This window comes from Enterococcus sp. DIV1639a (genome assembly GCF_050530445.1).
GTDB lineage: Bacteria > Bacillota > Bacilli > Lactobacillales > Enterococcaceae > Enterococcus_B > Enterococcus_B hirae.
Genome location: NZ_CP172886.1, coordinates 2730657 through 2751951, shown reverse-complemented (window position 1 = coordinate 2751951; position 21295 = coordinate 2730657). Strand labels below are relative to the sequence as shown.

Below are 21295 nucleotides of genomic sequence, written 5' to 3'. Positions count from 1 at the left end.
AAAGAGATGGAGGAATTATTTTATGTCTGAGGAGTTATTGCGCGCCGCACGTGACGGTGATGAAGAAGCATTCGCTATCCTATATCAAAAATATTTTCCACTTTTGTTACGTTTAAAAAATATGTACTACCTAAGAAATTATGTGTATGAAGATTGGGAACAAGAAGCAAGGATCGCCTTATACCAAGCTTTAAAGACTTATGAAAATAACAAAGGCGTTAGCTTTGGCAGCTATTATAAAAGCATTATCAGTAATCAAATTTATTCATTATTAAGAAAACAAAATGCCCTGAAACGTAGAGACCAAAAAGATGAATTATCGATTGATCAGAAGATTGAAACAGAAGGTCCGGACTTTTTAGCAGAAATCACTACTCAAGAACCACTTGCGATGCAACGATTACTGTTAAATGAAGCCATTGAAGATTGTGAAATCAAATTTTCAAAAAAGGAAGCAAAAATATTTTATTATTATATGCAAGGAACCGATTTCAAGAGGATGGCAGAGGAACTTTCAATGGATGTCAAACAAGTCAAGAGTGCGTATAGCCGTGTGAAATTTAAAATAAAACAACATCTCAAAAATTATCATGAGGAATAATTTATAAAATTATTAATGTTTTTCTTATTTGTTTTTATTGCATTTCTTTTTTTTATATGGTAAACTTGGAAATTTTTAGAAAGTGTGGTATATTGGGTAATGAGGTGAACTGTATGCCAACAACTTTAGCTACAATCAAAAAAGATTTAGAAGGTCGTATCGGCAGCCCAATCATGCTGGTTGCTCAGACAGGAAGAAAGCGTCAAACAGAACGCCGAGGCGTTTTAACAGAAACCTATCCTTCAGTATTCGTTGTTGATTTGGATCCTGAAGAAAATTCTTTTGAACGAGTATCGTATAGCTATTCAGATGTACTTACTCGAACAGTCGAGATTGAATTTTTAACTGAAGCAGTTTAAAAAGCAAGCGAGCCTAGTTTTTTATAAGGTTCGTTTGCTTTTTTGTTTGGAAATAGGTATGCTGAAAAAAAGAGAATTGGAGGCACTTTCAAATGGAACATTATGTAAAAAAATTTGCAGATTTGACCACTCAAGAATTTTATGAGATTGTCAAAGAACGCATTGCTGTTTTTGTCGTAGAACAAAATTGTCCCTACCAAGAAGTGGATGAAATTGATAGCCAAGCTTGGCATACGTATTTCAAAGATGAAGCAGGGAAAATTTCTGCTTATACACGTATTTTTGAAGAAGATGGAACCATTCATTTTGGTCGAGTGTTGGTCAATAGTGAGCATCGTAAAGAAGGGTTGGGACGTAAGATCGTGCAACGTACGATGGAAGTGATTGAAGCCAATTACCCGCAACGACCGATCGTCATTGGGGCGCAAGTCTATCTTCAATCTTTTTATGAGTCATTTGGATTCGAGGCCATTTCAGATGTTTATTTAGAAGATGACATTCCCCATATCGATATGAAAAAATCGAGCTAAAGTGATCATGAAGATTAAGTAGCGCAATACAAAAAAGAACAGTTACAGTGAAAACTGATAGCTGTTCTTTTTTGTATCATTTAGTTTTCTTTATTTTTCAGTTGTCTGATCAACGGTTGCTTGTGTAGTTGGTCGTCCGTTGTTTTCTGCTGTTTGTTGTGCAAGTAGATCACGAATGTCGCTCAAATAATCTTCAGCAGTTGGTTTGGCAGGTGCTTCTTCTGTTTCTTTTTCAGGACGTAATCTTTTAGCGTGGTTGGCTGCTTTCACCACTAAGAATAAGACAAACCCTGTAATAATAAATGTTATGATTGCACTAATAACATTGCCGAAAGCAAACGTAACTCCTTTAGTAGGTGACCAGTCCAAGATAGAAAGGGCGCCTTCCAAATCAGACGTGCCAGTAATCATCGCTACAACCCAGCCTACAAGAGGTGTGATCAAACCTTGAACGATCTGATTGACAATGCTAGTAAATGCACTCCCGATAACAACCCCAACGGCTAAATCTAATACGTCGCCACGCATAATAAACTCTTTAAATTCTTTAATCATTTTTCTCCTCCTCTCATTTATCCTTAGTATAACGAAGAATAAAAAAATATAAAAACGACATGCATTTATGGCTAAGGTCTGTCGTTCAAGTACTTATATGCTATACTAGAAGGTGACTCTTAAGTGATGCAAGAGAGAATCAAAGCAGTAAAAAATAGTAGCCACATATTCTTTTATCCTCCAAGATAAAATCAACCATGTCGGAGAACGAACTGCTAATAAAGGAGCATGTACTATGACATATCAACTGGCAGAGGGTGTAAACCTCCACGTCTTGCAAACAAAACAATATAAAACGGTTCGTATCTTTGTTCGCTTTACTACGCGTTTAAAAAAAGAAGTCATCACGAAACGTTCCCTTTTAAGTAGCTTGTTAGAAACGAACAGTTTAAATTATCCTGACCAGACTCAGTTAAGTGCAAAATTGGCGGATCTTTATGGTGCTAGTTTTGGAACGTCCGTGAGAAAAAAAGGCAATCTTCACTGGTTGGATGCTAGCATCAACTTTGTCAATGGCAAGTATATCAACGATACCAGCATTTTAAACCAAGCTGTTGCTTTTTTGAAAGAAGTTCTCTTTTATCCAAACATTACGGGAGAAAAATTTGATCCAGCCACTTTTGCTTTAGAAAAAAACAATTTGAAACTTTATTTAGAGAGCTTAAATGAAGACAAGCAAACGATGGCTTCACTGGCGCTTCAAGAGTTGTATTTTGATCAGTCGGAGGCGCAGAAAATACCAAGTTTTGGAACAATCGAAGATCTAGATGAACTCACAGCTGAAGTGTTAGCTGACTATTATCATCAGATGATCACAGAAGATCAGATCGATATCTTCGTAGTGGGAGATGTCTCTCCTGCAGAAGTCCAAGCAGCTTTTAGTGAATGGGCATTTCCAGAGCGAGAAAGATTACACCCGGAAATTTTTTATAGCCAACCGCAAGAAAATATCATCAAAGAACGACAGATCGAAGAACCAGTGACTCAGGCGAAATTAAATTTGGCTTATCAAACCAATGTCTATTATGACCAACCGGATCGTTTTTCATTGATGGTCTTCAATGGATTATTTGGCGGTTTCCCACACTCTAAATTATTTATGAATGTTCGTGAAAAAGAGAGCCTAGCTTACTATGCTTCCAGCAGCATTGATACTTTTCGTGGATTCCTAAGTGTACAAACAGGAATTGATGGACGTAAACGTAACCAAGTATTGCATCTGATCCATGAACAATTAGAAAGTCTACGAAATGGGGAAGTCACAGAACTTGAATTGACACAAACTAAGGCCATGTTACGAAACCAATATCTATTATCATTAGATGCCCCGCAAGTAGCTGTCGAGACTGCCTATTTAGAGAATTGGTTGCCAGAAACGAAATTAACAGATGACGAATGGTTAAAACGGATGGAAAAAGTAACGGTCGAAGACATCCAAAAAATAGCTCGACAAATCGAGTTGCAGGCAATTTTCTTTTTAGACGGAGGTACAACAAATGAATAAAACAGAATATGATCAAATCAACGAAACACTGTACCATGAAGTATTACCAAATGGTTTGACTGTTTATTTATTACCTAAAAATGATTACCATAAGACATATGGTTTATTTAGTACAAATTACGGTTCGATCGATAATGAATTTATTCCATATGGTTCAGATAAAAAGATAAAAGTTCCAGATGGTATTGCCCATTTCTTGGAACATAAATTGTTTGAAAAAGAGGATGGCGATGTCTTTCAATTATTTGGACAACAAGGGGCCTCAGCTAACGCGTTTACCAGTTTTACCAAAACAAGTTATTTATTTTCAACGACAGATCAAGTTGAAAAAAATTTGACGACTTTACTTGATTTTGTCCAAGCACCTTATTTTACGGAAGAAACTGTTAATAAAGAAAAAGGGATCATTGGACAAGAAATACAAATGTATGAAGATGATCCAAATTGGCGGATGTTTTTTGGCATTTTGAATAATTTATACCCTGAACATCCTTTGCATATCGATATAGCTGGCACAGTTGAAAGTATTGAAGCAATCACTGCTGATGATTTATACACGTGCTATCGGACATTTTATCAGCCAAGTAATATGGTCTTGTTCGTAGTAGGAAAATTAGAGCCGGAAAAGTTGATGGAATTGATTCGAACCAATCAAAATGCTAAGGATTTTCCACCAGCTCAAAAAATCGAACGTTATTTTCCTGACAATAATGGTGATATTATTGCGAAAAGCTCAATGCGCTCAGCAATCACTAGAGATAAGTTTGTCTTGGGAATCAAAGGGCTAGATGTTTTACCAGCAGAAGGGAAGGAATTATTGAGATACAAGACTGCTCTCAATCTTTTATTCCAATTGTTATTAGGGAATACTTCTCAAAATTATTTGAAAATGTACAATGATGGTTTAATTGATGACAGCTTCGGTTTTGAATTTAGTTTAGATCGAGAATTTCATTTTGCTGACTTTAGCGGAGACACGGATCAGCCAGAAAAAGCAGCTGAAAAAGTGAAAGAAATTCTTCTGCATTTTGAAGAGGATCAAGAACTGTCTGAAGAAAATCTAACATTGTTGAAGAAAAAGATGTTAGGACAATATTTCCAAACATTAAATTCACTGGAATACATTGCAAACCAATTCACGCAAAGCCTATTTGGGGATCAAACATTATTTGATTTACCAGAAATTATTGAATCCATTCAATTAGCAGATGTATTAAAAGTAGGTCGTTCTTTTATCAAAGAAGAAGCGTTCAGTGAGTTTTATATGCAGCCAAATGTCTGATATAGAAGTAGAGATGACGAATGGGAAAGTAGTTAAACTCTTAAATTTCGTTATAGAGTGCATTTAATGTTACCCTAAGATAACTTCGTTTATGGTATTCTTAAGAAGATAAAGAATAAAAAATGGGCGTTGGTGTATGGCGTATTACATTCTTAACGAAAAGGAACAATTAGACGACTAGCGTTTATACAATTGCTGGTTAGAATAAAAAGACTGGAGAAGATGAACGAGTGGCTTTTGAAACCATCGGAGAAACATTAAGGCAAGCTCGCCTAAATAAGAAAATATCTTTAGATGAATTACAGCAGATTACGAAAATTCAAAAACGTTATCTAGAAGCAATCGATAATGATGATTTTGATCAACTACCTGGAAAATTTTATGTTCGGGCATTTATTCGTCAATATGCAGAAGCTGTCGGTGAAGATGGCGATCATTTAGTTGATGTATTTGATGGGAAAAGCAAATTATCAGCTGGAGAAGTTGTCGCACGTCCTGAACCAGAAACAGTGAGTGGTTCGAGAAAAGCGATGCATCAGGAAGAAGCCAATCCAAGTAAGTTTTGGACAAGTCTACCGGTTATTTTACTTGGTTTAGTCGCTTTAGCAATTATTACTGTTGTGGGTTATATGACTTGGCAGGATCGAAAATCTGACCCGATTATTGATACAACGGCAACTTCAGTTTCGGTTGACGGTGCAATTACACAAACGACATCTAGCACTAAGAAAGAGCGTGAATCCTCTTCTTCAACAAGTACGACAACCACTTCAACAACACAAGAAGAGAAAAAGATGGCGATTACGGCTGGTGAAGACACAGGTAGTACGATCGCAGTGAATGTTACGGATGCGAAAAAACCTGTTACACTTGAATTTGCAGCGACTAACCGAATTTGGATCGGTGTATTAGTGGATAATGCCTATGTTTATCAAGGGACATTAGCAGCAAATGAAACACAAAGCACGCAATTACCGGAAACGGCAACCAATGCAACGATTCGATTAGGAGCTGCAAGTAATGCAACGGTTAAGATAAACGGGGAAGAAATCCCTGTTAATCCAGGAGCGAATAATCAAAATCCTAAAAATGTCACATTGACACTACAGTATGCAGAGTAAATCGCTTAAAATCACTTATAAGTAGAATGATGTGAAAAAAGAAAACAAGATAAGTACCTGGGAAGGCAGATTCATCTTAGGTGCTTATCTTTTTTCACGACTGCTGATAAAAACTGATCATTATCGGTGGAAAGTTTAGAACGAGTCACGTAGAATAGGGAAGAAAGGAGTCGATAGTGTGAATTTACCAAATAAATTAACTGTACTTAGAATTTGTATGATCCCGATTTTTATTTTAGTTGTCGGATTACCCTTAGATTGGGGACAAGTAACCGTAGGAACAACATCACTTGCTGTGACGCAATTAGTAGGAGCGATTATTTTTGCTTTAGCAAGTATTACCGATTGGCTCGATGGAAAAATTGCTCGTGCCAGAGGATTAGTCACCAATTTTGGAAAGTTTGCTGATCCATTAGCAGATAAAATGTTAGTGATGACCGCTTTTATCATGTTGGTGGGGCAAGGTAAGGCACCAGGATGGGTAGTTGCGATTATCGTTTGTCGAGAACTAGCTGTTACCGGTCTGCGACTATTGTTAGTCGAAGATGGGGAGGTCATGGCAGCAGCGTGGCCAGGAAAAGTAAAAACGGCTACGCAAATGGTGGCTATTATTTTGTTATTCATCAATAATATTCCATTTAATCTGATCAATTTACCGATGGATCAAATCATGCTGTATGCTTGTTTGATCTTCACGATTTATTCAGGTGTTGATTATTTTATGAAAAATAGTGGTGTGTTCAAAGGTTCGATGTAAGATTCCTTACAAAGATGTACCATTTCGATAATTCGTCTTACCCCAAAATAACATTTTATATTTTGGGGTAAGACGAATTTATTTATGCTGATTCACGTTTCAATCATTTATTTGATCGCCATTTTTCTAAACTAGCTAGATGCCTAGCTATCTTATGATGAAGATGAAAATAATGAAACTCTTTATCAGAAAATGAGCAAATGATAAATGAAACGTTTAGCAAATGGCGTATACTATTAGTAGATAAAAAGAGATTGAGAAGAGACCAAAACAGGCCAACGAGAATTCGTCTGTTGTAATGAAGGAAGCGAAAAAATGAAATCAGAAATCATAGCAGTAGGGACAGAACTTTTACTAGGACAAGTAGTCAACACGAATGCCACGTTTTTATCCGAACAGTTAGCAGACCTCGGGATTGATGTGTATTATCAAACGGTGGTTGGTGATAATCCCGACCGCTTAGAATCATTACTCCAATTAGCAGAAACCAGAAGTGACTTGATCATTTTATGTGGAGGGTTGGGACCGACAGAAGACGACCTGACGAAAGAAGTTACTGCGAAACATCTAGGGAAAGAATTGATCCAAAACACCGAAGGCTATAAAAAATTGTTAGCATTTTTTGAAACGACCAAGCGTAAAATGACTGAAAATAATTTACAACAATCACAAATCATCGATGGGGGGATTGCTTTACCTAATCGCACAGGCTTAGCATTAGGTACGTTCTATCAAACAGCAGACCATGTCTATCTCTTGTTACCTGGACCACCGAGTGAATTAAAGCCAATGTTCATTGAACAAGCTCGCCCATTATTGGAGCAAAACTTTCCATCTGAAGAAATGCTGATCTCAAAAGTTTTACGTTTTTACGGTATCGGGGAATCCCAACTAGTCACAGAATTAAAAGACTTGATTGAAACACAGATCAACCCAACGATTGCCCCTTACGCAAAACCTAACGAAGTCACTTTACGATTAACTGTGAAGACCAAAGACAAACATGCAGGAAACCAAGCCTTACTTGCTTTGGAAGAAAAAGTATTGGCGAGAGTAGGAGAGTACTTCTATGGATATGGTGATGATAATTCATTGCCTAAAGTGGTCGTAGAATTATTAAAGGAAAGAAACCAAACAATAACTGCAGCAGAAAGTTTGACTGCTGGAGCCTTTCAATCAGCTTTGGGAGAGATCTCTGGTGTTTCTCAAGTCTTCCCAGGAGGCTACATTACCTATTCTTTAGAAACTAAATCAGAATTTTTACACATCGATGATGCACTATTGAAGCAGCATGGAACCGTCAGCCAAGAATGTGCAGAACAAATGGCTATCCAAGCACGTAATTTAGCAAAAACAGATTATGCGATTTCGTTTACTGGAGTGGCTGGACCAGATACCTTAGAAGGACAGCCAGCTGGAACAGTTTGGATCGCGGTTGCAACAAGCGAAGGGGAGGTCTTTTCACAGAAATACCAATTTACCAGAGACCGTTCTCATATAAGGAATAGCGCAGTAATGCAAGGATTTGATCTCATTAGAAGACAACTATTAAGAAAAAAATAAATGCGAATATTTGTTCGGTTTTTTCTTGCTTTTTGTCATTAAAAACGATATGATTAGTACAATGAAATGTCGCACTGATTTGTGAATATAAGGAGGATTATCGTATTGGCAGATGATCGTAAAGCAGCCTTAGATGCTGCGTTGAAAAAAATTGAAAAGAACTATGGGAAAGGCTCGATCATGAAACTTGGCGAAAAAATCGACCAACAAGTTTCGACTATCCCAAGTGGTTCTCTTGCATTAGATGTTGCTTTAGGTGTTGGTGGTTACCCACGAGGACGTATCATTGAAGTATATGGTCCTGAAAGTTCAGGTAAGACAACCGTTGCCTTGCATGCAATCGCTGAAGTACAAAAAAATGGCGGAACAGCCGCTTTTATCGATGCTGAGCACGCTTTAGACCCACAATATGCTCAAAAATTAGGGGTAAACATTGACGAATTACTTCTTTCACAACCAGATACTGGGGAACAAGGACTAGAAATCGCTGATGCGCTTGTATCAAGTGGTGCAGTAGATATCGTAGTAGTCGATTCGGTTGCCGCTTTAGTTCCACGTGCTGAAATCGATGGAGAAATGGGTGACTCTCACGTAGGGTTACAAGCTCGATTAATGTCACAAGCATTGCGTAAACTATCTGGGTCGATCAATAAAACAAAAACGATCGCTATTTTCATTAACCAAATTCGTGAAAAAGTTGGAGTGATGTTCGGTAATCCTGAAATCACACCTGGTGGACGTGCATTAAAATTCTATGCAACGATTCGTTTAGAAGTGCGCCGTGCGGAACAATTGAAACAAGGAACAGACATTGTTGGTAACCGTACGAAGATCAAAGTAGTTAAAAATAAAGTAGCGCCACCATTCAAAATTGCTGAAGTCGATGTGATGTATGGGCAAGGAATTTCTCAAGAAGGAGAATTGCTTGATATGGCGGTTGAAAAAGATATCGTTGATAAAAGTGGTGCTTGGTATTCTTACAAAGAAGATCGTATTGGACAAGGTCGTGAGAATGCAAAAAATTACATGTCCACTCATCCCGAAATGATGGCAGAAGTTTCTGCTTTAGTCCGGGCGGCTTATGGGATCGGTGAAGATGTAGAAATACCCGAAGAAACGCAAGCAGAACTTCCTTTAGAGGAATAAGACGAAGTAAGAATAGAAATAATCGAATAACTATTCAAAGGATGTTTGAGCATCGAGAGAACTCGCGTCGTTCAGAGAAAGTGTTTTCCTTTGATATGTTGTCGATTGAATCTAATAAGCCGAAATTTTTTAAAATTTCGGCTTATTTTTTGTCTTTTAAGTAGTCATTTGACTATACTTTCTCCTAAAACATAATGAAAAATGGTGGATGTTTAAGCAGTGATTGACTACATCGACAGAAAGGGACTATTCTACTTAAATGAAAGGATAACATGTTACTTAAAAGTCATTTTTTGTTCTTAATTTTCATTAATGCAAAATTATTTGTTCTTAATATGTTTTGGTTATTATTTAATATTATCTTTTATTCATAAAATGACCTTTAATTGAAAATCGAGAAAGCCGTTTCTTATGTATTTAAAGTTGACACTACGGGGTACAAACATTAGAATAAACTTGTGCATGTTTTTGTACACCTATGCATAAAGCATATTAACAAGTTTAGAGTACTTTATCATAAAAGTTATATAGATGATAAAAATGAAAAAGATAGTATGGAGGTGGATTTTATGGTATTCAATATTCTCCTCGCTATCATCGGTTTAATTGTCGGTCTTGGTTTAGGGTTTATGGTTGCAAAGTCACGTCATGAAAAAGAAATTGCAGGTGCTCAATCATCAGCAGCTGGAATTATTGATAGTGCAAAGAAAGAAGCAGAAACTCTAAAAAAAGAAGCATTGTTAGAAGCTAAGGAGGAAAACCAGAAATATCGTTCTGAAGTGGAGAGTGAGTTGAGAGAAAGCAAGTTAGAATTAAAATCTCAAGAAAATCGTTTAATTCAGCGTGAACAAACGTTGAATCGTAAGGATGACTCATTGGAAAAACGTGAGACCTCACTTGAAAGCAAAGAAGAAGCACTTAGTTCAAAACAGCAATTGATTGAAGAGCGAGAAAAAGACGTTGAAAAGTTGATTGAAGAACAACAAAGAGAATTAGAAAAAATTGCTGGTTTATCTAAAGAAGATGCAAAAGATGTCATCATGAAATCAACTGAAGAAGAATTGAATCATGAATTGACGTTAATGGTCAAAGAATCGGAACAACGTGCAAAAGAAGAAGCAGATCGTAAAGCCAAAAATCTTTTATCGTTAGCGATTCAGCGCTGTGCGGCAGACCAAGTATCTGAAACAACTGTATCCGTAGTAACTTTACCAAATGATGAAATGAAAGGACGCATCATTGGTCGAGAAGGACGAAATATCCGTACACTAGAAACATTGACTGGAATTGACTTGATCATTGATGATACACCAGAAGCAGTGGTCCTTTCAGGTTTTGATCCAATTCGTAGAGAAATCGCTCGGATGACTTTAGAAAAACTGATCCAAGATGGACGGATCCATCCTGCACGAATCGAAGAAATGGTCGAAAAATCGCGTAAAGAAATGGATGAACGAATCCGTGAGTACGGGGAAGAAGCGGCGTTTGAAGTTGGTGCGCATACCCTTCATCCAGATTTGATCAAAATCATGGGTCGTCTTCATTTTAGAACTAGCTATGGACAAAATGTTTTGAAACATTCAGTAGAGGTTGCTAAATTGTCAGGTATACTAGCCGCTGAGTTAGGCGAAGATATCCAATTAGCTAAACGAGCTGGTTTGCTTCATGATATCGGGAAAGCATTAGATCATGAAATCGAAGGTTCTCACGTAGAGATCGGCGCAGAGTTAGCTGCTAAATACAAAGAAAATCCTGTAGTGATCAATGCGATTGCATCTCATCATGGAGATGTTGAAGCAACGTCAGTTATTTCTGTCTTGGTAGCTGCTGCAGATGCCTTATCCGCTGCACGACCAGGAGCTAGAAGTGAATCCTTGGAAAATTATATCCGTCGCTTAAGAAGCTTAGAAAACATTTCAAATAGCTTTGCCGGAGTAGAATCTAGTTTTGCTGTTCAAGCTGGACGAGAAGTTCGGGTTATGGTAAAACCAGAAGAGATCTCTGATTTAGATGCAGTTCGTTTAGTACGAGATATTCGTAAACGAATTGAAGAAGAATTAGATTATCCAGGGCATATCAAAGTCATCGTTATTCGTGAAACGCGTGCGACAGACTACGCTAAGTAAAAAATAAAAGAACGTTACGATTAGTTAGGATAATCGTAGCGTCTTTTTTGTTTTAAACCACTATTTAATCAAGCTTGATCGTTTTAACATTATTTTGATAAGAGGTTGAGCAGCTATAAACATGGTGTGTTAACTTTGAGTTCTAAATTAACTTCTTAATAAGAAGTAGGCATAATCTAACTAGAGACGATTATTCTATCATTAAAGTAGATCAAAATTATTCTTAATGACTACTAGAAAATCAAACTAGGATGAAGAATAGTTAGGAAATAAAATTTGTTGCATTATTGTACATTTTGTTAACGAGAGATAAAAGTTGTATAAACTAGTAATATATTGATCTATGAGTTTGAAATCAATTTTATGTACAATTTTTTACTAGGATTTATTGGGTAGAAAGATATAGTTTTTGTTCTTGAAAACACAAGTAATTGATTCTATATGATCTAAATATAGATGAGGTGGGGTAAGCAGATGGATAATTATGAGTTGTTGGAATACAATTTAGCAGAATTTATGACTTCAGATATGCAAGAGGAATTTTTACAATTTTTTCATTTTCAGAATATTAATGAATTTAAGGAACAGTATGTTCATTCAAAAAAACTGCTAAAAGATCAGAACGAAGAGATGTTGAATGAACTAAAAGAATGGAGACAAGTTGATTCAATTGAAAAATTCTCGCAACAAGTAACAATAAAGCTAACTGAGCAATATTTTATGAAGTACCCAAATCTAATAAAATACAAAAATGTTAGCAATAACATTAATGAAAACCTTTGCAAAGATATTCATGAGATTCTTTTGCGAACGATTGTTTATGACTTTAATCTATTAAAGTCACAGTTACAAAAACTCTCTGTGAAAAGTTATATTAGAAATTATTTATCTAATGAGAAATACGTCACAGGTTTGTTTCAAAGATTTCCTGTTTTATTCAATTTAATAGATAAAAAAATCAAAGAAACAATCTGTTACATTTCTGAAGTTATCCAACATGTAGAGTATGATTCAAAGGAAATTAACGAATTGTTTAGTATTCAACTTGATCAAGAAATAGGAGTTGAATTTTCTTTGGGTGATCCGCATCTGTCAGGAAAATTTCCACTCGTGATAACAGGTAAAAAGAATAAAATTATTTATAAACCACGAAGTAATTACAATGATTTATTATTTGGAGAATGCGTTGCTTTATTTAATAAAAATAATTTTAACAAACAACTAGCACAAATAAAATTATTGAATCGTAAAACGTATTCTTGGTCAGAATTTATTGTAAGTGATCCTTGTCAATCAGAAGAAGAAGTTCAAGATTTCTATTATAAAATGGGGGCAATTATTGCAATTCTTTTCTATTTAAATGCTTCGGATATTCATCTTGAAAATCTAATTGCAAGTGGTGGTTCACCCATGCTCATTGATTTAGAATGCTTGTTTAACAATTTAGATCGTATGGAAGCATTATCTGTAAATGATAAGATACATGAAATTTTGACTAATTCTGTTCTTAATTCTGGAATTGTACCTATGTACAACGAATTTTTTAAAGATGATATTTCGGCTTTAGGAAGCCATGAAAACTTATTCCAACGTTTTTCAGTACCACAATTGATTGTTTCAGAAGATGATTTAGAAATTAAATTCACTGAAAATTCTGATGAATTTAAATATTCATATTCTAATGTTCCGATGTATCATGGACAAAATTATCGTTTTTTAGACTATAAGCAACAGATCTATCAAGGATTTACAGAAACATTTCACCTATTTTTGGATAAAAAATCAGAGCTGATTGATATTGTTGAGCGCTATAAAAATGATATTACTATCCGACATTTAATAAAACCAACAGCAACTTACAGTAAAATAGCGACTTTAAGTTATCATCCTAGGTTCTTGACAGCACCGTTTGATCGCTTGTTATTTGTCTATTCTCAAATGGCAAGATTTGGTTCTACACCATTTCTTACCTATGAAATTGAGGACATACTAGAGGGGGATATCCCTTATGTTTTTTCAAAACTTAACTCAAATACACTTAACATTTCAAAAAAAATGACATTTACGAATAACAGTCGTATAGATTTCTTAACACTATGGAAAAAAAAGATCCATTCTCTTAGTGAGAAAGATTTAAACTACCAATTAAATATTTTGCAAAAAAGCTTTGGAGATAAAAATATTACGTTAGAAGATCTTTTTATAATTGGAGAAAAAAATGATGAGATCAAGACTTTAGAATCTTACATCCATAGTAAAAGGATAGTACACAATAAGCAGGTGACGTGGCTTCATACCGGTTATGAAGATTTAACAAAAGACAAAGATTTTAAAATTCGTTTAAAACTGCAGCCAATGAATAACAGTTTGTATAATGGGAAAATTGGTGTAGCAATCACTTACTATTATTTATGGAAAACAAAAAATGATTTTGATTACAAAAACAGATTTCTATTAATATTGAATGATTTACTTGATCATTTTGATTTATCTAATCAAAAAAATTATGATATAGGGGTTTTTTCTGGATTAGGTGGTTATATCTATTTATTTAATTTGATTGCTCCATCCTTGCGAACATCAAAACTGATCGCAATTGAGCAAGATATCCTTCAATATCTGGGACAAAAAATAAAAAAAGACAAAATTCTGGATATTATGAGTGGTACGGCGGGGTTATTACTACTTTTTTGTAATATTTATAAAAAGAGCCCTAATAAAGAATTAAAAAAATTAATTGGACTTTGTGTGGAGAATTTATTAAATAATTTAATAGAATCAGAGGGAAAAGGAAGTTATTGGGAATCCTCTGTAGAAAAGAAACTTATTTTAGGTTTTTCTCACGGAACATCAGGTATTCTTTATGCTTTAGCGATTTATGAAGAGTTATTTTCGGTAACCAAAATAAAAGAAACGATTGGCGCAGTTACCTTATTTGAAAACCAACATCGTAAAAACGGTGTGTGGTTTGATACAAGAGGAGAAAAATGGATTGAGCAAAATACTTTTTATTGTAATGGTCTTGTAGGAATGCTTACTCATCGATATCTTATGGAAGGAGAAAGCCCAGAGGAGCTATTATATTTTGCTCGATTAAAAGAAGAATTAAACAAAGAACGTGTAGATAGTTGCTTATGTCATGGCTTTTTAGGAAATATGTGGCTTTACCGTCATTTCTTCATTCATCATAATATAAAGTCATATGCGTTCTTACTCGATGATTGGAATGCATACTTAGACAAACGAACAATTAATGAAAGTTGTTTAGAAGACGAGTTTCTAGATGTTGGTTTGATGACCGGTCTTTCCGGAGTGATTTTGGGATTGTTAGCGTTGGAGAACCCTAACATACCAAACATACTTTTATTCGATTTATAGATAAATCCTTCAATCGAAAATACGAATGAAGAGATAGGATCTGATTGAATAATAGATTGATAAGTGTAACAAACAGTTGATGACAATAAAAAATGATTGATCAACTTGAAAGGAGGTGAAGAAAATGGCAGTAGGACTATTAATGAAAGCAGGCAATGTTTCTGAAGAATTAGCAGTATTAAACAACGAACATAGTTTGAATGCTTCGCTAGATACCATCTGCGGAACAATGGGTAGCCTTGGTTGTGGTAGTTTTGGTTGTGGCTCTTTATCTAGCTGTTGCTAAAATATATACGGATGAAAGGTTTCAGAGGTTTTATTGTGAATATTGAAAAATAATAATTCAGAATGAAGAGTCTGAATCTGGGACATTAATCAGAAAAAATCTGATTAATGTCCTACTTTTTTTAGTAAAAAGATTCCTTCAGACTCATTCGTTTTATTTCTTATCCAGCATTTCTCGATCTTTTTCGATCGTTGTATTGATCCCTTTGATAATAGCAGGAATGAAGCCAGCTTCTTCTAAAGCCACAACACCCGCAACCGTTGTTCCGCCAGGGGAAGAAACCTGGTCAACTAGCTCCCAAGGGTTTTCATCACTTGCTAGGAATTTTTGACAAGATCCCATAATAGCTTTGGCAGCGATCTCGGTTGCCATTTTTTTAGGTAAGCCATTAAAGACACCCGCACGACCCATGGCATCGATCAACATATAAATAAATGCTGGTGAACTACCGGCTAACCCAATAAACGTACTGAAATCGCCTTCTGCCAGTGGATAGACACTGCCGATCGCTTCAAAGATCTGTGTTGCTTCTTTGAATTCCTCATATGTGACATGATGATTTTTACAGATAGCAGAGACACCTGCACCCACACTAACGTTTACGTTTGGCATGACACGAATGATTTTCGCTTCGGGGTCATTTAGGGCTTTTTCCAGATCATGTAATGATTTTCCTGAAGCAATTGAAATAAAGAGACATTTCTGACTATATTTTCTTAAATCCTTCAGTACTTGGTCAATGATTTTAGGTTTGACTGCCAGTAAAATGACATCTACTTGTTTTGCGACTTCTTGATTTGTTTGACAGGCGGTTACACCAGTTGCTTCTGCAAAACGTTGTGCATTTTCGAAATGACCACTTGAGACAAAAATATCTTCTTTAGCCACTGTTTCGTGTTCAATCAAGCCGTTAATGATTGCTTGCGCCATATTACCTGTTCCAATGAATCCAATTTTCATGTTATCCTCTCCTTTTGTTTTAGCATAGCTTTCTTTTCAATGAAGGGCAAGCAAAGAATAAAGCGTGTGGATAGATACATAAACAGGTGAAACTAGTGCATAAGTGGTAAAAATAAGGTAAATAAGCTAACATTGATTTATAAATTGAAAGTTTTCAAGTAAGGATGGTAAAGTGTGAAAAATAAAAGTCATACGGCATTTCAGTGGTTGAAAAATCATAGCTTGATTTTAAAAATGATTTTTTTTGGATCTATTATAGTTTTCGTTGCCAATCAAGTCGTAAATATTGCAAATGGAATGAGTTGGCAAGATATTTGGCAAACTATGCGACAACAAAGTTATGTTACGCTGTTTTTGATGGTTTTAGTGGGGTTGATCGGTGTTTTGCCAATGTTGTTGTATGACTGGGTGACGATTCGCGTGTTGGAAAATCAAGGGAAACCTAAAATGAAGCGTCACGATTTTTTCTTAGCTGCTTTTATTACGAATACAATTAATAACTTAGCGGGCTTTGGAGGAATTGTTGGAGCTAGTCTTAGAGCAAATTTTTATGGAAAAGAAACAAATCGGAAAATGGTACTTGCTACCGTTTCTAAAGTTGCATTATTTATGTTGACTGGTTTATCATTATGGTCATTTCTAACATTCATTGATGTTTTTTTTCTACAAACTACTAGTATTTTTAGAAGTTATTGGATTTGGTTACTTGGCGGTAGTGTGATAGCACCGGCTATTTTTTTCTTTGCTTATTTAAAAAGAAGAACATTATTTGCGGAATTCTATCCTAAGGGTCTAGTCGGGTTACTGTTAGCTTCTGTGGGGCAATGGACTGGAGCATTGGTCGTTTTTTTAGCGATTGGTTATTTGATGGATGTAGATATTTCCTTATTTTCGATTTATCCAATGTTTATTATCGCTACGTTAATCGGTATGTTGACAATGGTTCCTGGGGGTGTCGGGACATTTGATGTGTTGATGATCTTAGGTATGAGTCAGTTAGCTGTTCGACAAGATATTGCAGTGGTTTGGTTACTTTATTACCGTTTGTTTTATTATGTGGTTCCTTTTGCGGTTGGCTTATTTTTATTTCTGTCACATACTGGAGTAAAAGTGAATCGTTTTTTAGACAATATACCACGACTGCTCTTTCAAAAAATCGCGCATTTTATTTTGGTCACAGCCGTTTATTTTGCAGGGATCATGATGGTGTTACTATCTACGATTACGAATCTTTCTGCGATCAGTCGATTGTTTCAGATTTTATTACCTTTCTCGTTTAATTTTTTAGACCAAACGTTGAATCTATTGATTGGATTCTTATTGCTTGGATTGGGAAGAGCGTTAGCAATGAAAGTGAAGAAGGCTTTTTTACCAACTATTGCTTTATTAGCTTTTGGAATCATTAACACAGTTACTCGAACATTATCTTGGCAATTGATTTTAGTGTATATCTTGATTCTTCTGGCTGTCTGGCTAGCTCGGAAAGAATTTTACCGTAAGAAATTTGTTTATTCATGGGGTGCCATTCTTTTTGATCTATGTTTGTTTGGGTTTCTATTTATCGTCTATGCAATTGCAGGGTATCATAGTGGACGTTTTTGGGTAAATCGATTGACAGCTGATCGCTTTCTCCTGTTCCCATCCGATGAAGTTTGGTTTTCAGGCTTGATTGGTCTAGGGATCTCGCTGTTGGCATTAGTAGCATTGTATCAGTACCTTGCTTCTGAAACGAATGAGTTAGGGTCAGATTTACAAATCGAAAGATTCAAACAGATGTTGACCGTCTATCAGGGGACATCTGCTAGTCATTATCTTCGTTTACCAGGATATAAATATTATTACTATCAACAAAATGGAGAGGATCAAGTCGTCTTTGGTTACCAGATCAAAGGAAATAAATGCTTTGTTTTGGGAGACCCGATTGGCAATCCTAAAATGATTCGTCCTGCTATTACAGAATTTATGCAAAAAGCTGATTGCTTAGGGTATCAAATTGCTTTTTACAAGATCTCAGAAAAATATGTGGTAATGTTGCATGAATTAGGTTTTCATTTTACAAAAGTCGGCGAGGTGGGAATGGCAGATTTGACTACAGAAGAAATGCCTTGGGTCAATCAACAGCTAGAGTACCAGCGTCTAACTAATGAAGGCTATCATTTCACTTGGTACGAACAATTACCTGAGGAATTATTAGCTGCGGTGAGTGAGGTTTCGGATCAGTGGTTACATGGTGCGAGAGAAAAGCATTTTTCTGTTGGGCGTTTTGACGAATCTTATCTGTTAGCCAGCGGTGTTGGAGTGGTACGCAAAGAACAAAAAGTGGTCGGATTTATTACAGAGCAACCAATATCTGAAAGCCAAGCAGGCTATGATCTATTACGTGTATTGCCAGATGAACCTGCTGAACTATCCGATTATTTATTAGTCAATCTATTTGTTGTCTACCAAGAAAAGGGCTATCTTGAGACAAATCTTGGTTTAGCTCCGTTAGCAAATGTAGGGGAAACAGACTTTGCATTCTTTCAAGAGCGCATCATGCATATTGTTTATAATTATGGTAGTTTCTTTTACTCATTTCAATCGACCTATGAAGAAAAACTGCGCTATGTCACTCGCTGGGAAGGTCGCTATTTTGCTTACATGAAGGGAAGCAGTTTTACATTTGCCACATTACAGTTGTTTATACTAATTGGGAAGGGAAAAGAAAAAAGTATCAGTTTTGCAGAAGAAGTATTAACGGAATTGTAAATTGCGTAAATAGAGGAATAACTGGTGACGTGTTTTAGCTGCCCATAGTTTAAAACGTGAAAAAGCGATTGACGGTAGCTAGAGAAAATGAATGTGGTCGAAGGATGGTTTGTTTTATCTGTAGACAGAAAAGGTCTGAGAAAACCGCTAAGATCGTAAACACGTCACTCGTATGAGCTATACTTTTATTTTTCTCTGTGATAGAATACTTGCGACTTAGACTTTTTGAATGGGTGAGAGGATGGAACTGATAGAAAAAGCACCAGCTAAGATCAATTTGGGATTAGATGTCTTGTACAAGCGTCCCGATGAGTATCACGAGCTGGAAATGGTAATGTCGAGTGTAGATTTAGCAGATCACTTATTCTTTGAAGAGATACCTGAGGATCGAATCATCGTAGAAACGAATAAGGCATTTTTGCCAGTAGATCAACGAAATAACGTTTATCAAGCAGCAACATTGCTTAAGAATAAGTATCATATCAAAAAAGGCGTAAAAATATTTGTGAAAAAAAATATTCCAGTTGCAGCTGGACTGGGTGGGGGCAGCACAGATTGTGCAGCTGCACTGAGAGGGATCAATCAACTATGGAATCTCGGTTGTTCTCTGGAAGAATTAGCTGAGATTGGTTTGGAAGTTGGTACGGATGTGCCTTATTGTGTTTATGGTAATACTGCGTTTGTTGGCGGCAAAGGAGAAGTGGTCCAAGTTCTCCCTTCAATGCCTCAGTGTTGGGTAATCTTGGTTAAACCTAAAATGAGTGTTTCGACTAGGACCGTCTTCAAAGAAGTAGATGCGCAAAAAATCCAGCATCAGAACATTCCTAGACTAGTGGAGGCAATCCAGCAACAAGATTACCATACGATGATTCAATACATGGGAAATAGTTTAGAAGATGTTACCGGTAAACGTCATCCAATTATCCATCAAATCAAAGAACGCATGTTAAAGTATGGGGCAGATGCCGCCTTGATGAGCGGAAGCGGACCGACAGTCTTTGCCTTATGTCAACATTATTCAAGAGCACAAAGAGTCTATAACGGGCTGAAAGGTTTCTGTGATGAAGTATATTTAGTACGCACGTTGTAAAATAGGCCAGAACTAGTTGTTGCTAAGAGATGAAGAATAAAAAATCTCAAAACAGAAGAAGCTGTTTTGAGATTTTTTTGAGTTGGTTGCAGCTTAGCTACTCTAAACGTTATTTATTCTATTTAGAAATTGGAAAAAATGGACTAGATAGCTTGTTGGGCTCTCAGTAACATGAACAAACTATCATTCATTTTACGGTTTACATTGAATTTGTTCGTATAAATCAGAAATTGAAGGATTTCTATTGACTCTATTTTTTTATTCTGATACATTAAGTTCCGTTGATAAATCGTAATTTTACGATTTGTTCGAAAGGAGAGTCTTATGAAAAAATATATGATTGGTTTAACACTAGCTGTAGGGATGTTTTTATTAGCGGCTTGTGGTGGTACGAACCAAAAGGATTCAAAGAAAAATGAGTTAACGATTGTTACGACCTTTTATCCGATGTATGAATTTACGAAAGAAGTAGTTGGAAATGAAGGAAACGTCAAGTTGTTGATCCCGTCTGGGACTGAACCGCATGATTTTGAACCTAGTGCAAAACAACAAGCAGAAATCGCTGATGCGGATGTGTTTGTTTATAATAGTCCAGATATGGAATTTTTTGTTGACTCATTGAAAGATTCTGTCGATACGAATAAAACATTGATGATTGAAGCAGCTAAAGGAATTGATCGTCTGAAATCAGCAGAAGAAGACCATGACCATGATCATGAACATGAAGAAGCTTCTTCTGAAAGTCATTCGCATGAGTATGATCCACATATTTGGTTAGATCCTGTGTTAGCAATCAAAGAGGTCAAAACAATTGCTTCAGAGCTTGGGAAAAAGTATCCTGATAAAAAGGCAACTTTTGATAAAAATGCGGATGCTTATATCAAAAAATTAGAAAACCTGAACCAAAAATATACGGATGCACTCAAAGATGCCAAAAACCGCACGTTTGTGACGCAACATGCCGCATTTGCGTATTTAGCGAATCAGTATGATTTACACCAACAAGCGATTGCAGGGGTAACGCCTGATCAAGAACCCACACCAAGCCGCTTAGCTGAACTAAAAGATTTTGTGAACAAAAATAAGATTAAAGTGATTTACTTTGAAGAAAATGCATCATCCAAAGTGGCGGAAACATTGTCGAAAGAAACGGGTGTTAAATTAGAAGTATTGAATCCATTAGAGAGTTTGACAAGTGAACAAATCAAAGCCGGCGAAAATTATATTTCGGTAATGGAAGAGAACTTAAAAGCGTTAAAAGAAAGTATTAATTAAGAACGGAGGTATTT

Annotated in this window: 17 protein-coding genes; 15 read left to right on the top strand and 2 right to left on the bottom strand. The window is 36.0% G+C overall.

Features of this window, described 5'->3' with window-relative positions:
- Positions 1-22 precede the first annotated feature (22 nt).
- The 3 genes from IGJ32_RS12675 (at position 23) to IGJ32_RS12665 (ending at position 1490) form a co-directional block, all read left to right on the top strand.
- Entirely contained in the window at positions 23-601 is a 579-nt protein-coding gene (locus tag IGJ32_RS12675; RefSeq protein ID WP_207426777.1) for a sigma-70 family RNA polymerase sigma factor, read from the top strand.
- 113 nt (positions 602-714) lie between these two features.
- The gene (locus tag IGJ32_RS12670) at positions 715-960 is read left to right on the top strand and encodes a Veg family protein (protein WP_005875105.1); all 246 of its coding nucleotides are present in this window, start codon (positions 715-717) and stop codon (positions 958-960) included.
- A 92-nt stretch (positions 961-1052) separates the two neighbouring features.
- Positions 1053-1490, top strand: a complete 438-nt coding sequence (locus IGJ32_RS12665; protein WP_010720628.1) for a GNAT family N-acetyltransferase — start codon at positions 1053-1055, stop codon at positions 1488-1490.
- Between the two features lie 90 nt (positions 1491-1580).
- On the opposite strand, the gene mscL is transcribed toward IGJ32_RS12665, so the two are convergent.
- Positions 1581-2045, bottom strand: a complete 465-nt coding sequence (gene mscL, locus IGJ32_RS12660) for a large conductance mechanosensitive channel protein MscL (protein ID WP_010720627.1) — start codon at positions 2043-2045, stop codon at positions 1581-1583.
- Between the two features lie 235 nt (positions 2046-2280).
- On the opposite strand from mscL, the gene yfmF reads away from it, so the two are divergent.
- From yfmF to IGJ32_RS12615, 9 genes are all read left to right on the top strand, one after another.
- Positions 2281-3549, top strand: a complete 1269-nt coding sequence (yfmF, locus tag IGJ32_RS12655; RefSeq protein WP_342081964.1) for an EF-P 5-aminopentanol modification-associated protein YfmF — start codon at positions 2281-2283, stop codon at positions 3547-3549.
- Complete coding sequence (gene yfmH / locus IGJ32_RS12650) at positions 3542-4831, top strand: EF-P 5-aminopentanol modification-associated protein YfmH (RefSeq protein ID WP_034867280.1); 1290 nt, start codon at positions 3542-3544, stop codon at positions 4829-4831. The genes yfmF and yfmH overlap by 8 nt, the downstream gene beginning before the upstream one ends.
- 230 nt (positions 4832-5061) lie before the next feature.
- Positions 5062-5952, top strand: coding sequence for a RodZ domain-containing protein (locus tag IGJ32_RS12645; protein ID WP_010720624.1), 891 nt, complete (start codon positions 5062-5064; stop codon positions 5950-5952).
- 178 nt (positions 5953-6130) lie between these two features.
- Positions 6131-6709 carry a CDP-diacylglycerol--glycerol-3-phosphate 3-phosphatidyltransferase gene (gene pgsA, locus IGJ32_RS12640; RefSeq protein ID WP_010720623.1) on the top strand — a complete coding sequence of 193 codons (579 nt, stop codon included), beginning with the start codon at positions 6131-6133 and terminating at the stop codon, positions 6707-6709.
- A gap of 315 nt (positions 6710-7024) precedes the next feature.
- The gene (locus IGJ32_RS12635) at positions 7025-8272 is read left to right on the top strand and encodes a competence/damage-inducible protein A (protein ID WP_161652228.1); all 1248 of its coding nucleotides are present in this window, start codon (positions 7025-7027) and stop codon (positions 8270-8272) included.
- A 105-nt stretch (positions 8273-8377) separates the two neighbouring features.
- Positions 8378-9418: a recombinase RecA gene (gene recA / locus IGJ32_RS12630; protein ID WP_010720621.1), complete on the top strand. Its 1041-nt coding sequence runs from the start codon at positions 8378-8380 to the stop codon at positions 9416-9418.
- Between the two features lie 569 nt (positions 9419-9987).
- Positions 9988-11544 (top strand): ribonuclease Y, encoded by a 1557-nt coding sequence (rny, locus tag IGJ32_RS12625; protein ID WP_010720620.1) that lies wholly within the window; start codon positions 9988-9990, stop codon positions 11542-11544.
- A gap of 474 nt (positions 11545-12018) precedes the next feature.
- Positions 12019-14922 (top strand): type 2 lanthipeptide synthetase LanM, encoded by a 2904-nt coding sequence (lanM, locus tag IGJ32_RS12620; protein ID WP_161298821.1) that lies wholly within the window; start codon positions 12019-12021, stop codon positions 14920-14922.
- Positions 14923-15046: 124 nt separating this feature from the next.
- Positions 15047-15208: a hypothetical protein gene (locus tag IGJ32_RS12615; protein ID WP_010720618.1), complete on the top strand. Its 162-nt coding sequence runs from the start codon at positions 15047-15049 to the stop codon at positions 15206-15208.
- A gap of 153 nt (positions 15209-15361) precedes the next feature.
- Here the strand turns inward: IGJ32_RS12615 and proC are convergent, their stop codons facing one another.
- Positions 15362-16168, bottom strand: coding sequence for a pyrroline-5-carboxylate reductase (gene proC, locus IGJ32_RS12610; protein WP_010720617.1), 807 nt, complete (start codon positions 16166-16168; stop codon positions 15362-15364).
- A 234-nt stretch (positions 16169-16402) separates the two neighbouring features.
- Here proC and mprF point away from each other — a divergent pair, with 234 nt between their 5' ends.
- The 3 genes from mprF (at position 16403) to IGJ32_RS12595 (ending at position 21281) form a co-directional block, all read left to right on the top strand.
- A complete protein-coding gene (gene mprF / locus IGJ32_RS12605; RefSeq protein WP_373169219.1) occupies positions 16403-18916 on the top strand; it encodes a bifunctional lysylphosphatidylglycerol flippase/synthetase MprF in 2514 nt (837 codons plus the stop codon).
- Between the two features lie 241 nt (positions 18917-19157).
- Positions 19158-20006 (top strand): 4-(cytidine 5'-diphospho)-2-C-methyl-D-erythritol kinase, encoded by an 849-nt coding sequence (ispE, locus tag IGJ32_RS12600; protein WP_014834412.1) that lies wholly within the window; start codon positions 19158-19160, stop codon positions 20004-20006.
- 324 nt (positions 20007-20330) lie between these two features.
- Positions 20331-21281 (top strand): metal ABC transporter substrate-binding protein, encoded by a 951-nt coding sequence (locus IGJ32_RS12595; RefSeq protein ID WP_010720614.1) that lies wholly within the window; start codon positions 20331-20333, stop codon positions 21279-21281.
- The last annotated feature ends 14 nt before the right edge of the window (positions 21282-21295 follow it).